Origin of the sequence: Pseudomonas sp. Cab53 (assembly GCF_018325965.1) — a bacterium.
Lineage (GTDB): Bacteria > Pseudomonadota > Gammaproteobacteria > Pseudomonadales > Pseudomonadaceae > Aquipseudomonas > Aquipseudomonas chlororaphis_E.
Genome location: NZ_AP021902.1, coordinates 5,256,036 through 5,268,332, shown reverse-complemented (window position 1 = coordinate 5,268,332; position 12,297 = coordinate 5,256,036). Strand labels below are relative to the sequence as shown.

The following is a 12,297-nucleotide window of genomic DNA, read 5'->3' as shown; positions in this document are numbered from 1 at the left end:
GGAGTGCGAGGCACTCCTCGCTTTTTGAGGGGCCGCTACGCGACCCAGTGGGAGCAAGCTCCCTCGCCACGGCTGGGGTTGTTTTTCCTGATTGATGGGATGGCTCGCTTCCAAGCACCATTTTTTTCATCAGGTCGTTGAACTCAAAGGAAAAGGCTTGTAAAGTGCGCCCCGCAGTACGTCACCCCAAGGGTTACTTCTCCCTGAGAAAGAATCCGAAATAAGTTGCAAATCATTGTCTTGAAAGCAATTTAAGGGGTTGACAGAGGTTTTGAAGATTGTAGAATAGCGCGCCTCAGACACACGAACGCAGCGATGCGAACAGGGTCGAAGAGGTTGAAGCTAGCTTCAACGTTGTAACTTGAAATATCAGTTCCGTGATAGCTCAGTCGGTAGAGCAAATGACTGTTAATCATTGGGTCCCAGGTTCGAGTCCTGGTCACGGAGCCATTTCAATCGGGGTATAGCGCAGTCCGGTAGCGCGCCTGCTTTGGGAGCAGGATGTCAGGAGTTCGAATCCCCTTACCCCGACCATATTTGGGTCGTTAGCTCAGTTGGTAGAGCAGTTGGCTTTTAACCAATTGGTCGTAGGTTCGAATCCCACACGACCCACCATTTTTGAGACCAGTTCGCTGGAATCGAATCTTAAGATCAGAGGCCAAAAGCACTGATCGAGGAAGGCGACTTGTTGAGGTCGCCTTTTTTTTACCGGGGTATAGCGCAGTCCGGTAGCGCGCCTGCTTTGGGAGCAGGATGTCAGGAGTTCGAATCCCCTTACCCCGACCATATTGAAAATCCCCGTATCGAAAGGTACGGGGATTTTTTTTGCCTGCGAAAAAGGCCCGGGGTGTCAAGTTGTCATACAACCTGCCGATAACGCCTGTGGGAGCGAGCCTGCTCGCGAAAGCGTCGGGCCCATTGCCCACCAACCGGGGCTTGGACTGATCGCCCCATTTCAGGCCAATAACAAAAAAGGCACCCCGTTATGTTTCTTCGTCAGCTGAATATTGCCCCCCGCGCCGCCTTGGGGTTTGCCTTGATCGCCTTGCTGGTGGCGTTGCTCGGGGTGTTTGCGCTGGGCCAGATGTCGAGCATCCGTGACAGCGAAGTCGCGGTGGAAACCCAGTGGTTGCCCAGCATTCGCGGTGGTGACGAGATTCGCGAACTGATGCTGCGCATCCGCACGATTTCCTTGCGCATGGCGCTGGACGAAGACCCGAAGAACATTTCGGTGTATCGCGGGCAAATGGACACCCGTGACAAGGAACTGAGCGAAAAAATCGCCACGTATGACAAGCTCGTCGTCACCCCTGAAGGCAAGGCGCTCTATGACCAGTTCAAGCAGACCTTCGCCGCTTACCGCGCCGGTATCGCCCAGTCCTTTACCCTGGCGGAGCAGGGTCGGCGCGAGGACCTGATCAAGTTGTTGCTGGTGGACATGAAGACCGTGGTGGACGGTTCCGGCAAACAGCTCAACGACCTGGCGCAGTTGTTCTCCCAGCAGGTGTCCCTCGAGAGCCAGAAATCCCAGGAGCACTACGCCAACTCCCGCATGATCGTCAGCCTGTTCATCGTGCTCGCGGCCCTGGCCACGGTGATCCTGGCGATGTTGCTCACCCGCAGTATCGTCAAACCCCTGGGCGAGGCGCTGAGCGCGGCGGAGCATGTCGCCCAAGGTGACCTGACCCGGCCCATCGAGACCCACGGCAACGACGAAGTGAGCCGCTTGCTCAAGGCGTTGGCGACCATGCAGTTGAACCTGCGTGAAACGCTGCAGAGCATCAGCGGTTCGGCGACGCAATTGGCCACCGCCGCCGATGAGCTGAACGCGGTGACCCTCGACAGCACCCAGAGCCTGCAACAGCAGAACAACGAAATCGAACAGGCGGCCACCGCGGTCACCGAAATGACCACCGCCGTGGAGGAGGTTGCCCGCAACGCCGTGTCCACCTCCGATGCCACGCGTCAGTCCAGTGAGTCGGCTTCCCTCGGACAGCAGCGGGTCAGTGACACGGTGGACGCCATTGGCGCCCTCGCCAGCGATGTGCAGGTCACGGGTGACCTGGTGCAGTCCTTGGCCAACCAGTCGCAGGATATCGGCAAGGTGCTGGATGTGATCCGGGCCATTGCCGAGCAGACCAACCTGCTGGCCCTCAACGCGGCCATCGAGGCGGCCCGGGCTGGGGAAAGCGGTCGCGGTTTTGCGGTGGTGGCCGACGAGGTCCGGGCGCTGGCGTATCGCACGCAGCAATCGACCCAGGAAATCGAGCAGATGGTCCAGGGCATGCGCAGCGGTGCCAGCCAGGCGCTGGGTTCCATGCAGGCCAGCTCCAGTCGCGCCGCCAGCACCCTGGCGATGGCGGAGCGCGCGGGAGAAGCGCTACAGACCATCACGACGTCGGTCAGCGAAATCCACGAACGCAACCTGGTCATCGCCAGCGCCGCCGAGGAGCAGGCGCAAGTGGCCCGTGAGGTTGATCGCAACCTGGTGAATATCCGGGACCTGTCCGTACGTTCGGCCACGGGGGCGGACCAGACCAGTGCGTCCAGCCATGAACTGTCGCAGTTGGCCAATTCGTTGCGCACGATGGTGCAGCGGTTTCAGGTTTGAGTGCAGGGCTGTAGATCAGCATCGATTGCACTGCCGTCTTCGCGAGCAAGCCCGCTCCCACAGTTGACCGCGTACACATCAGGTACTCGATCTCCTGTGGGAGCGGGCTTGCTCGCGAAGGCGGTGTTTCAAGCAACGACTCTCTTCAGTGCAACTTGAGCCGTGGCTCGGTTCCGCGGCCGATCTTGCTGCCCAGCATCAGCATCGCCGTGCGGAACGTGCCATACAGCGCCATCTGGTGCATGCGGTACAGCGACACGTAGAACATCCGCGCCAGCCAACCCTCGAGCATCACGCTGCCGGTGAGGTTGCCCATCAGATTACCCACCGCCGAGAACCGCGACAGCGAGATCAGCGAGCCGTAGTCGGTGTATTTGTAATGGGGCAGCGGCTTGCCTTCGATTTTCAACTTCAGCGATTTTGCCAACAGCGATGCCTGCTGGTGCGCCGCCTGGGCGCGGGGCGGCACGTTGCGGTCGCTGCCCGGTTGAGGGCAGGCGGCGCAGTCGCCGAAGGCAAAGATGTTCTCGTCGCGGGTGGTCTGCAGGGTCGGCAGCACTTGCAGCTGGTTGATCCGGTTGGTCTCCAGGCCATCGATGTCCTTGAGAAAAGCCGGTGCGCGGATCCCGGCGGCCCACACCTTCAGGCTCGCATCGATCACCTTGCCGTCGCCGGTGATCAGACTGTCGGCGGTCACCTGGCTGACGGCGGCATTGGTCATCACATTCACCCCGAGTTTCTCCAGGGTCTTGTGCACCGGGCCGCCGATACGTTCGGGCAGGGCTGGCAAGACCCGTGGCCCGGCTTCGATCAGGGTGATGTGCATGTTTTCCGGCTTGATCCGGTCCAGGCCGTAGGCCGCCAGCTCATGGGCGGCGTTGTGCAGCTCGGCCGCCAGTTCGACACCGGTGGCACCGGCGCCGACGATGGCGACGCTGATACGCTGCGCTGCATCGGCCTGGTCGGCGGCGTGGGCGCGCAGGTAGTGATTGAGCAGTTGTTGGTGGAAGCGCTCGGCCTGCTTGCGGGTGTCGAGGAACAGACAGTGCTGCGCTGCGCCTTCGGTGCCGAAATCGTTGGTGGTGCTGCCGACGGCGATCACCAGGGTGTCGTAGCCCAGCTCCCGGGCCGGCAACAACTCCACGCCCGCCTCGTCGTAGGTGGCTGCCAGTTGGATCTTCTTCTGCTCACGATCCAGTCCGCTCATGCGCCCCAATTGGAACTCGAAGTGGTTCCATTTGGCTTGGGCGACGTAGTTGAGTTCGTCTTCGGAGGAGTTCAGGGAGCCGGCGGCCACTTCGTGCAGCAGGGGTTTCCAGATGTGGGTCAGGTTGGCGTCGACCAGCATCACACTGGCGGTGCCGCGCTTGCCCAGAGTCTTACCCAGACGGGTAGCCAACTCCAGACCGCCGGCGCCGCCGCCAACAATGACAATACGATGAGTCATGGGGATATCTCGCAAGGCTAAAGGAAATCGGTGCCGTTACCCTCGCGAGTGTGGTGTCGTGCCTCACAAACACTGTTCCTTGAAATGAGGCACGACACCTGCTCATAGCGTCAGGTAACTGATCAAGCGGCTCAACAGGCCCAGGCCGATGGTCACGGCCAATACCACCACCAGGAGCATCCACGGCCGGAAAGGCCGGCGCTCGACTCGGTGCTGGGACAGTTGCAGGTACTCTTCGACATGCTTCTGGTCATCTGGGTTCAGGCGGCTGGTCATAAAGGCCTCGTCAGGTAGACGTTGCGAAATGGGCTGGCGTTACAGCGTCCGGCGATCCGGCATTCAATGCAGCGTAGCCGCTCGTCAGATGAGTGTGCGCCACGGGCTGCCTGGTGCGCGCTCACAGGCTGATTCCGACGTCGAAAACGATGCTGCGACCCAGGTTGCCCCGCAGGAAATCCGGCGCATCGGGATGGGCGAACAGCACCCGGGCAAACGTGGGCCCCACCAGCGACAGCGAGCGCCACCCCTGGCGCAGGTACTCGGTGGGCGGCGGAAAATGACTGTTGAGGTCCAGCACTTCGCGCTTGAGGCTGGCGAAGGCAATGATGTCCAGCTCGCCCAGGTCCATGCCGCGCTCGGTGTAGTTGTGGGCTTTCTTGCGCAAGGTGGGCGCCAGTCTGAGCAGGAACTCGTTGGCGGGGATACGCCGGGGCTTGGCTTCGCGGCGCACCAATTGGCTCAGGGAAAAGGCGCTGCGGCGCCGTTGCAGCTCGTCGCGCCACTCGTCATTGAGGCGCCGGCCCTCGTCGAGCACGAAGAACACTTCGAAATTGGCATCGCGAAACAGCACGTCCGGCGGCTCGCCAGCGGGGGCGAATTCGTCGGCGCGATAGGGCACGTTCAGGCCTTGCAGCAGGCGTTGGCAAACCCAACGCTCACGCTCCCATTTGCGGGCATTGGAAAGAAAGGCGTTGGCCTGCTCGGCCGCAATGGTCAGCAGGCGTAAATAATCGGAATCATCCATGGGCCCAAGCTTAGCGTTCAATTGCGACAAGCTGAAAGCGTTGCGTTGATTAATGGCGGTCCTTGGGGAGGTGTAGACTGCCGACTGGAAATGACGCTGGCGAGGGGACGGCTGCGCAGCCCGGTGCCGCCAGTGCCCCGGCCACAGGACATGAAAGGTGTAACGCGATGATCGGTGCCGAACTGCTCTCACCGCAGACCCTGGCGGTGGGGTGGCTGATGTATGTCCCGGTGCTGGCTTGCGCCGTTTGGCGTGCGCCGTGGGTGGAGCTGTTCACCGACAGTCGGCGCCAGCACCTGTTGTTCGGCACGGTGCTGGCGCTGTTCATGCTGTGGCTGGTGCGCCGGGATTTCGACACGGGCGTGTCGTATCACTTCATCGGCATGACCGCCGTGACGCTGTTGCTGGACTGGCCGCTGGCAATCCTCGGCGGCCTCTTTGCCCAGTCTGCACTGGTGCTGCTGGGGCGTCAGGACATGGCGGCGATGGGCGTCAACGGTGCGCTGCTGATCCTCTTGCCGGTGCTGGTCACCGAGTGTTGCGCGATCCTGGTGGAGCGCGCCCAGCCGCGCAACCTGTTCGTCTACATCTTCTGCTCGGGCTTTCTCGCCGCCGCGCTGTCGGCGTTGCTGTGCCTGCTGCTGGGGCTCGCGCTGCTGTGGTACGACGGCGTATTCGCCATGCCTTACTGGCTGGAAGACTTCATCGGTTACCTCTGGCTGATCATCTTTCCCGAGGCGTTCATCAACGGCATGGTGGTCAGTGCGCTGGTGGTGTTCAGCCCCGAATGGCTGGAGACCTTCAACCGCACGCGCTACCTGTCGGCACCCTGGAAGGATGAAGACAAATCTTGATGCATATCAAGGCCGTGCAGGCAGGCGCCGCTCATGCTCTGGAAAACTTCCAGGAGCACAGCAATGAGTGTTTATGAGTGGGCGAGACAAGAGATCAGGCGTAGCCACGATGCCGCGATGGAGATTGGTTTCGACCCGGGCTTGAGCCTGCGTGCCTTGCTCAGTGCAATCGTGCAACAGAGCAAGACAGTGCGCAGCGCCGAGGACCTGGCCGATGAGTTGAGCTTCCTCGCGGAAAACCTCGACGATCAACAGGACTACGGTTTCATGCGGCCTTAATGATGGGAGCGGGGGTTGAAGTCCTCGCTGAACAGCTCATCCTCGGCCTCCGGGCTGACCGGGATCTTGTGTTCCTCGGACGCCCATGCGCCCAGGTCGATCAGTTTGCAGCGATCGGAGCAGAACGGCCGGAACGTGCTCTGCGGGCTCCATTCGACGGGTGCGCCGCAGGTTGGGCAATCAACGGTTGGGGTTTGGCTCATGACTGGCCTCCACGCAAAGTAAGGTAAAAGTGGTGCAGCCGCTCGACCTCGCTGTGCAACCAGGCGAGGTCGCGGTCGTTGACCACCACGTCGTCGGCATGGCTCAGGCGGTCCTGGCGGCTGGATTGGGCCTTGAGGATCGCCTGGACCTGCTGTTCGCTGGTCTGGTCACGCTGCAGCGTGCGTTCGACCTGCAACTGTTCCGGCGCGTCGATCACCAGGATGCGCCGGGTCATGGCGTATTGTCCCGATTCGATCAACAACGGCGATACCAGAATCGCGTAGGGCGATTGTGCCTGTGCCAGATGGTGGGCGATTTCATCGGCGATCAACGGATGCAACAGCGCTTCGAGCCAGCGGCGTTCATCGGCATTTTCGAAGATCAACTTGCGCAGCGCCGCTCGATCCAGGGTGCCGTCGGCCTGCAACACGCCTGGGCCGAAGTGTTCGGCGATTCGGGCCAGCGCCGGGCGGCCGGGTTCGACCACCCAGCGCGCCGCGTGATCGGCGTCGATGACATGCACGCCCAGGTCGATGAAGTGCTGGGCCGCCGCGCTCTTGCCGCTGCCAATGCCACCGGTCAGGCCGAGAATCCAGGGTTTTTCCTTGAGGTTATTCATAGTGAATCGACATTAGAAACCGACAGCCTGCCAATAGAAGTCGGTTATTTGACCACCCCAGAGCAATGCAATCCAGCCGGCAATGGCCAGAAAAGGGCCAAAGGGGATCTGCGTCGACCCCGGGGCGTTGCGCAGGCGCAGCACGATGACCCCGATCACAGCCCCCACCAGCGACGACAGCAACAAGGTCAGTGGCAGGATCTGCCAGCCACCCCAGGCGCCTAGCATCGCCAACAGCTTGAAGTCACCGTAGCCCATGCCTTCCTTGCCCGTGAGCAACTTGAACACCCAATACACCGACCACAAGGCCAGGTAGCCCGCCACCGCTCCCCACATGGCCTGGTTCAAAGAGGCGAACAGGCCGAAGCTGTTGACGATCAGGCCCAGCCATAACAGCGGCAGGACCAGGGTATCGGGGAGCAGTTGGTGTTCGGCGTCGATCAGGCTCATGGCCAGGAGACCCCAGGTCAACACCATCACCCCTGCGGCTTGCCAGCCGAAGCCCAAATGCCAGGCGACGAACGCCGACAGCACACCGCAGGCCAGTTCCGTCAACGGGTAACGCCGGCCAATGGGAGCGGAGCAACTCGAACAGCGGCCGCGCAGCATCAGGTAGCTGAGCAGCGGGATGTTTTCCCAGGCCCGGATGCGATGGCCACAGTGGGGGCACTGGGAGTGGGGCAGCATCAGGTTGTAGACCGGGCCGGGGGCTTCGGCCGGCAGGCCCAGCAGGTCGTGGGCCTGCACGCGCCATTCGCGGCTGAGCATCTTCGGCAGACGCCACACCAGTACGTTGAGGAAGCTGCCGACGATCAGCCCTAGCAGCAACGCAGTGAGCACGAAGGCCAGGGGATAAAGCACGAAGAATTCGCTCAGGGGCATGTCAGATCGCAGAGCCGAGTTGAAAGATGGGCAGGTACATGGCAACCACCAAGCCACCGACGACCAACCCCAGGATCACCATGATGAAGGGTTCCATCAGGCTGGTGAGGTTGTCCACCAGATTGTCCACTTCGGCTTCGTAAAAGCTTGCCACCTTGTCGAGCATGTCATCCAGCGCGCCGGACTCTTCGCCGATGGCCGTCATCTGGACCGCCAGGTTTGGGAAGATGCCGGAAGCGCGCATGGAGAAATTCAATTGCATGCCGGTCGAGACGTCCTGCTTGATGCGTTGCACCGCTTGCTTGAACACCACGTTGCCGGTGGCGCCGGAAACCGAATCCAGGGCCTCCACCAACGGGACGCCCGCGGCGAAGGTGGTGGACAGCGTGCGGGCGTAGCGGGCCACGGCGGTCTTGTACATCAGCGTGCCGATCAGCGGCAGCTTCAGCATCCATTTATCGCGCCAGTCACGCAGCGCCGCGGAGCGCTTGAGGGCGTACTTCACACCAAAGAACAGGCCGACCAACAGGGCCAGTATCAGCCACCAATAGCGCTGCATGAACTCCGACAGGCCGATGACCATCAGCGTGAAGGCCGGCAATTGCGCGCCGAAGCCGGAGAACACCGACTCGAACTGGGGCACCACCTTGACCAGCAGGATGCCGGTGACCACGGCCGCGACGAGCACCACGGCCGCCGGGTAGGTCATGGCCTTCTTGATCTTGGCCTTGAGCGCCTCGGTCTTTTCCTTGTAGGTCGCGATCCGGTCCAGCAGCGTGTCCAGGGCGCCGGCCTGTTCGCCGGCATCCACCAGGTTGCAGTACAGCTCGTCGAAATACTGCGGGCATTTGCGCAGTGCCGCGGCGAAGCTGTTACCGGCAGCGACTTCCTGCTTCACCTCGTCCACCAGCTTGCGCATGTTGGGGTTGTCGAAGCCCTCGCCAATGATGTCGAACGCCTGCAACAGCGGCACGCCGGCCTTGAGCATCGTGGCCATCTGGCGGGTGAAGAGGGCGATGTCCAACGGCTTGATGCGCTTGCCCTTGCTGAAGATCGAAGAGGTCTTCTTGCGCACCTTCTGCGGGTTGATGCCTTGCTTGCGCAACTGGGCCTTGACCAGGGCGGTGCTCTGCCCCGTCAGCTCGCCGGTCATCCTCGTGCCTTTGCGGTCCTTGCCTTCCCAGGTGTAAACATCGGTTTTGACTGCCTTGACCGCCATGTTCAATCCTTGGTGACGCGGTTGATTTCTTCGAGGCTGGTGACGCCCTGCATCACTTTGAGCAGCCCCGAGGTGCGCAGGTCATTGAAGCCGTCCTTGCGCATTTGCAGGTCGATTTCCAACGAGTTGCCTTCGGCCATGATCAGGCGTTGCAACTGAGGTGTATTCCTGACCACTTCGTAGACCCCCACGCGCCCTTTGTAGCCACTGTTGCACTGCTGGCAACCGACCGGCTCATAGATCGTGAATGAGCCGATGCGTTCCCGGGGGAAGCCTTCCTTGAGCAGGGTTTCGTCGGGAATCTCGAGGGCTTTCTTGCAGTGGTTGCACAACTTGCGCGCCAGCCGCTGGGCGATGATCAAGTGCACGGCGGTGGCGATGTTGAAGCCGGGGATGCCCATGTTCTGCAAGCGGATCAGGGTTTCCGCCGCGCTGTTGGTGTGCAGCGTGGAGAGCACCAGGTGACCGGTCTGGGCGGCCTTGATGGCGATCTCGGCGGTTTCCAGGTCGCGGATCTCGCCGACCATGATCACGTCCGGGTCCTGGCGCAGGAACGAGCGCAGGGCCTGGGCGAAATCCAGCCCCTGGCGCGGGTTCACGTTGACCTGGTTGATGCCTTCCATGTTGATCTCCACCGGATCCTCGGCGGTGGAAATGTTGATGTCCACGGTGTTGAGGATGTTCAGCCCGGTGTAGAGCGATACAGTCTTGCCCGAGCCGGTGGGCCCGGTGACCAGGATCAGCCCCTGGGGTTGCTTGAGCGCCGCCATGTACAGCGCTTTCTGGTCAGGCTCGTAGCCCAGGGCGTCGATGCCCATTTGCGCGCTGGAAGGGTCGAGGATCCGGATGACCACTTTTTCGCCCCAGAGCGTGGGCAGGGTGTTGACCCGGAAATCGATCGACTTGTTTTTCGACAGGCGCATTTTCAGGCGTCCGTCCTGGGGCTTGCGGCGCTCGGAAATGTCCAGGCTGGCCATGACCTTCAGCCGTGCGGCGATACGGCCGGCCAGTTGGGTGGGCGGCTTGGCCACTTCACGTAGCATGCCGTCGGTGCGCACCCGCACCCGATAGGATTTTTCATACGGCTCGAAGTGCAGGTCGGAGGAACCGCCCTTGATCGCGTCCAGCAACATCTTGTTGACGAACCGCACCACCGGCGCGTCGTCGGCGTCCTGGCCAGCAAGGGTGTCCTGCTTGCGATCGTCGTCCGACTCGATGTCCAGGCCGTCGAGGTCGACATCACCCATGCCCTCCAGGCCGGTGCTGCTGGACTCGAAGAACTTTTCGATGGCGTCGCTGAGTTTGTCGTCCTCCACCAGGATGGCTTCGGTGGTCAGGCCGGTGCTGAACTGAATGTCATTGATGGCCTGGTGGTTGGTTGGATCGGAGATGCCCACGAACAACTTGTTGCCACGTCGCCAGAGCGGCAGGGCGTGGTGTTGGCGGACCAGTTTTTCGCTGACCAGGCCGGCGGGCTGGTTCTCCTTGTCGAGGCTGTTGAGATCCAGCAGGGCGACGCCGAAATGCTCCGAGGCAATTTCCGCAACCTGACGACTCTGGACCAGTTTGTTCTGTACCAGGTAGCTGACCAGGGGCATGCGATTGCGCTGGGCCTGCTGGTACGCCTGCTGGGCATTCTGCTCGGTGATCAGTTCAGCCAACACCAGTTGCTTGGTCAAGCCGCTGAGTGCGATGTCATTCATGGGCATGGGGATACCAGACGCGGACAGTTCATGACTTATAGCCTAGTCAAGCATCGACGCCAAACCAGCGAGGCGGGGTGACAAAAAGTGTCAGATAGTGCGGTTGTTGGGGTAGGACGCAAGGCTTCTGGCCGGCGAAGTCCTTTGTCAGTGGCGTCTTGAGGGTTGGCATGTGCCGTGCAATAGCCGCCTCAGGACATGAGATTCCGCCTCATGCGATGGAGAAGTCTATGAGCAAGCAAAAAGGTTTTACCCTGATCGAACTGCTGATCGTCGTGGCGATCATCGGCATCCTGGCGACGTTTGCGTTGCCGCAGTATTCCAGGTACCAGGCGCGGGCGAAGGCTACCGCCGGACTGGGGGAAATATCCGCGCTGAAGGTAGCGTACGAGGATCAGATGAATCAGGGGGTTACGCCAACGTTGGCCCTCATGAACGCCCCGTCCACAACCAATAATTGCGCCATCTCGCTAACAGGTACAGCCACGACGGCAGGCTCTATCATTTGTACCCTCCAGAACGCCCCTGCCGCCATAGCAGGTAAAACGATCACGCTTAGCCGTGATGTCAATGGCGCCTGGACATGCGCATCCACCGCACCCAAGGAATACCTGCCGACCGCTTGCCCTGGTACCTGATACTGCGCGGCGATGGGGCACTCCCTCGCCGTTTAAAACCTTCTTTGATTCATCAGCTTAGCGGCGAGGCAGAATCGGCAAGTTGCATGTTGAAAATGGGAGGCTCATGCAATTTGCATGATTATGAATTTTGCCGCTTCGCTTAACTATTTGATTTATAAGGAATTAATTGATTTATCAAAACTGGCACAGCCTTCGCACTACTCCTGGTAACCCTGCTGGATGCAAATCCGGCAGTTTCTGAGAAAAACAGGAGTTACTCGTATGAAGAAGTTCGCTATCACTGCCGCTGCTGCAACCGCTCTGACCCTGACCATGGCTAGCGCATTCGCCGAGACCACTCAAGCAACTCAGGCTCCAATGATGCTGGCTGCTGGCGAAGTGACCAAGGCGAAGGAAACCACTTCCGACACCTGGATCACCACCAAGGTCAAGGCTGACCTGCTGACCGAAAAAGGTATTCCAGGCTCCGACATCAAAGTTGAAACCAACAAAGGTGTTGTGTCGCTGTCCTCCACCGTGGCCGTGACTGATTCGCAAAAAGACATGGCCGTGGCCATTGCCAAGAAAATCAAAGGCGTCAAAGCCGTCTCAGCTGATGGCCTGAAAGCCGAGTAAGGCTGACGAGTTCTCGCCTGGACCGGGAGAAGGCGCGGCAAGCGGGCTGAGTCATACGCCTGCCGTTGCTTTTGAAGTTCATGCGAAGGCCACACGGACGTGGCCATTACAGGCCCCCGGCATACGTGCCGGGGGCCTGTTCTATTCAGGGGTGGAAAACTGGCGTGAGCGGGGGTGGTGGGTATTCGCGAGCAGGCCC

Annotated in this window: 13 protein-coding genes and 4 tRNA genes; 9 read left to right on the top strand and 8 right to left on the bottom strand. The window is 60.8% G+C overall.

The genetic code is table 11. The features are described 5' to 3' along the window. Positions 1–374: 374 nt before the first annotated feature. The 5 genes from KI241_RS23095 to KI241_RS23075 all read left to right on the top strand — a co-directional run bounded on the left by KI241_RS23095 (position 375) and on the right by KI241_RS23075 (position 2,611). Positions 375–450: transfer RNA gene (locus KI241_RS23095), tRNA-Asn, on the top strand. A gap of 7 nt (positions 451–457) precedes the next feature. Then, positions 458–534, top strand: a tRNA-Pro gene (locus KI241_RS23090). Positions 535–539: 5 nt separating this feature from the next. After that, positions 540–615 (top strand) — tRNA-Lys (locus KI241_RS23085). A 94-nt stretch (positions 616–709) separates the two neighbouring features. Further along, positions 710–786 (top strand) — tRNA-Pro (locus KI241_RS23080). Between the two features lie 199 nt (positions 787–985). Further along, positions 986–2,611, top strand: a complete 1,626-nt coding sequence (locus KI241_RS23075; protein WP_212803043.1) for a methyl-accepting chemotaxis protein — start codon at positions 986–988, stop codon at positions 2,609–2,611. A gap of 145 nt (positions 2,612–2,756) precedes the next feature. Here KI241_RS23075 and KI241_RS23070 read toward each other — a convergent pair whose 3' ends face one another. The 3 genes from KI241_RS23070 to KI241_RS23060 form a co-directional block, all read right to left on the bottom strand. Continuing rightward, positions 2,757–4,058 (bottom strand): NAD(P)/FAD-dependent oxidoreductase, encoded by a 1,302-nt coding sequence (locus KI241_RS23070; RefSeq protein WP_123579600.1) that lies wholly within the window; start codon positions 4,056–4,058, stop codon positions 2,757–2,759. Between the two features lie 102 nt (positions 4,059–4,160). After that, complete coding sequence (locus tag KI241_RS23065) at positions 4,161–4,334, bottom strand: DUF3094 domain-containing protein (protein WP_003185543.1); 174 nt, start codon at positions 4,332–4,334, stop codon at positions 4,161–4,163. Positions 4,335–4,455: 121 nt separating this feature from the next. Next, complete coding sequence (locus tag KI241_RS23060; protein ID WP_003185538.1) at positions 4,456–5,082, bottom strand: DUF1780 domain-containing protein; 627 nt, start codon at positions 5,080–5,082, stop codon at positions 4,456–4,458. A 167-nt stretch (positions 5,083–5,249) separates the two neighbouring features. On the opposite strand from KI241_RS23060, the gene KI241_RS23055 reads away from it, so the two are divergent. Together KI241_RS23055 and KI241_RS23050 are read left to right on the top strand one after the other, a co-directional pair. Continuing rightward, complete coding sequence (locus KI241_RS23055; RefSeq protein ID WP_042730988.1) at positions 5,250–5,936, top strand: energy-coupling factor ABC transporter permease; 687 nt, start codon at positions 5,250–5,252, stop codon at positions 5,934–5,936. Positions 5,937–5,999: 63 nt separating this feature from the next. Next, positions 6,000–6,215, top strand: coding sequence for a hypothetical protein (locus KI241_RS23050; protein ID WP_042730989.1), 216 nt, complete (start codon positions 6,000–6,002; stop codon positions 6,213–6,215). On the opposite strand, the gene yacG is transcribed toward KI241_RS23050, so the two are convergent. The 5 genes from yacG to pilB are packed head-to-tail and all read right to left on the bottom strand — an operon-like array spanning position 6,212 to position 10,842. Further along, the gene (yacG, locus tag KI241_RS23045; RefSeq protein WP_042730990.1) at positions 6,212–6,418 is read right to left on the bottom strand and encodes a DNA gyrase inhibitor YacG; all 207 of its coding nucleotides are present in this window, start codon (positions 6,416–6,418) and stop codon (positions 6,212–6,214) included. The genes KI241_RS23050 and yacG overlap by 4 nt on opposite strands. Further along, positions 6,415–7,038, bottom strand: coding sequence for a dephospho-CoA kinase (gene coaE, locus KI241_RS23040; RefSeq protein ID WP_042730991.1), 624 nt, complete (start codon positions 7,036–7,038; stop codon positions 6,415–6,417). The genes yacG and coaE overlap by 4 nt, the downstream gene beginning before the upstream one ends. Before the next feature lie 12 nt (positions 7,039–7,050). Next, positions 7,051–7,920 (bottom strand): A24 family peptidase, encoded by an 870-nt coding sequence (locus tag KI241_RS23035; protein WP_042730992.1) that lies wholly within the window; start codon positions 7,918–7,920, stop codon positions 7,051–7,053. Position 7,921: 1 nt separating this feature from the next. After that, positions 7,922–9,139 (bottom strand): type II secretion system F family protein, encoded by a 1,218-nt coding sequence (locus KI241_RS23030; RefSeq protein ID WP_212803042.1) that lies wholly within the window; start codon positions 9,137–9,139, stop codon positions 7,922–7,924. 2 nt (positions 9,140–9,141) lie between these two features. Next, on the bottom strand, positions 9,142–10,842 hold the full coding sequence (pilB, locus tag KI241_RS23025; RefSeq protein WP_042730994.1) for a type IV-A pilus assembly ATPase PilB: 1,701 nt from the start codon (positions 10,840–10,842) through the stop codon (positions 9,142–9,144). A gap of 230 nt (positions 10,843–11,072) precedes the next feature. Between pilB and KI241_RS23020 the strand changes: the two genes are divergently transcribed. Together KI241_RS23020 and KI241_RS23015 are read left to right on the top strand one after the other, a co-directional pair. Beyond that, complete coding sequence (locus KI241_RS23020) at positions 11,073–11,480, top strand: pilin (RefSeq protein ID WP_042730995.1); 408 nt, start codon at positions 11,073–11,075, stop codon at positions 11,478–11,480. A gap of 264 nt (positions 11,481–11,744) precedes the next feature. Beyond that, entirely contained in the window at positions 11,745–12,098 is a 354-nt protein-coding gene (locus KI241_RS23015) for a BON domain-containing protein (RefSeq protein WP_042730996.1), read from the top strand. Positions 12,099–12,297 lie beyond the last annotated feature (199 nt).

What these genes read in the sequence shown, in the direction of transcription:
- KI241_RS23050 (WP_042730989.1), top strand. Translation starts at nt 6,000, where the DNA reads ATGAGTGTTTATGAGTGGGCGAGACAAGAGATCAGGCGTAGCCACGAT.
- KI241_RS23035 (WP_042730992.1), bottom strand. Translation starts at nt 7,920, where the DNA reads ATGCCCCTGAGCGAATTCTTCGTGCTTTATCCCCTGGCCTTCGTGCTC.
- KI241_RS23075 (WP_212803043.1), top strand. Translation starts at nt 986, where the DNA reads ATGTTTCTTCGTCAGCTGAATATTGCCCCCCGCGCCGCCTTGGGGTTT.
- KI241_RS23055 (WP_042730988.1), top strand. Translation starts at nt 5,250, where the DNA reads ATGATCGGTGCCGAACTGCTCTCACCGCAGACCCTGGCGGTGGGGTGG.
- KI241_RS23060 (WP_003185538.1), bottom strand. Translation starts at nt 5,082, where the DNA reads ATGGATGATTCCGATTATTTACGCCTGCTGACCATTGCGGCCGAGCAG.
- KI241_RS23070 (WP_123579600.1), bottom strand. Translation starts at nt 4,058, where the DNA reads ATGACTCATCGTATTGTCATTGTTGGCGGCGGCGCCGGCGGTCTGGAG.
- KI241_RS23030 (WP_212803042.1), bottom strand. Translation starts at nt 9,139, where the DNA reads ATGGCGGTCAAGGCAGTCAAAACCGATGTTTACACCTGGGAAGGCAAG.
- yacG (WP_042730990.1), bottom strand. Translation starts at nt 6,418, where the DNA reads ATGAGCCAAACCCCAACCGTTGATTGCCCAACCTGCGGCGCACCCGTC.
- pilB (WP_042730994.1), bottom strand. Translation starts at nt 10,842, where the DNA reads ATGAATGACATCGCACTCAGCGGCTTGACCAAGCAACTGGTGTTGGCT.
- KI241_RS23020 (WP_042730995.1), top strand. Translation starts at nt 11,073, where the DNA reads ATGAGCAAGCAAAAAGGTTTTACCCTGATCGAACTGCTGATCGTCGTG.
- KI241_RS23065 (WP_003185543.1), bottom strand. Translation starts at nt 4,334, where the DNA reads ATGACCAGCCGCCTGAACCCAGATGACCAGAAGCATGTCGAAGAGTAC.
- KI241_RS23015 (WP_042730996.1), top strand. Translation starts at nt 11,745, where the DNA reads ATGAAGAAGTTCGCTATCACTGCCGCTGCTGCAACCGCTCTGACCCTG.
- coaE (WP_042730991.1), bottom strand. Translation starts at nt 7,038, where the DNA reads ATGAATAACCTCAAGGAAAAACCCTGGATTCTCGGCCTGACCGGTGGC.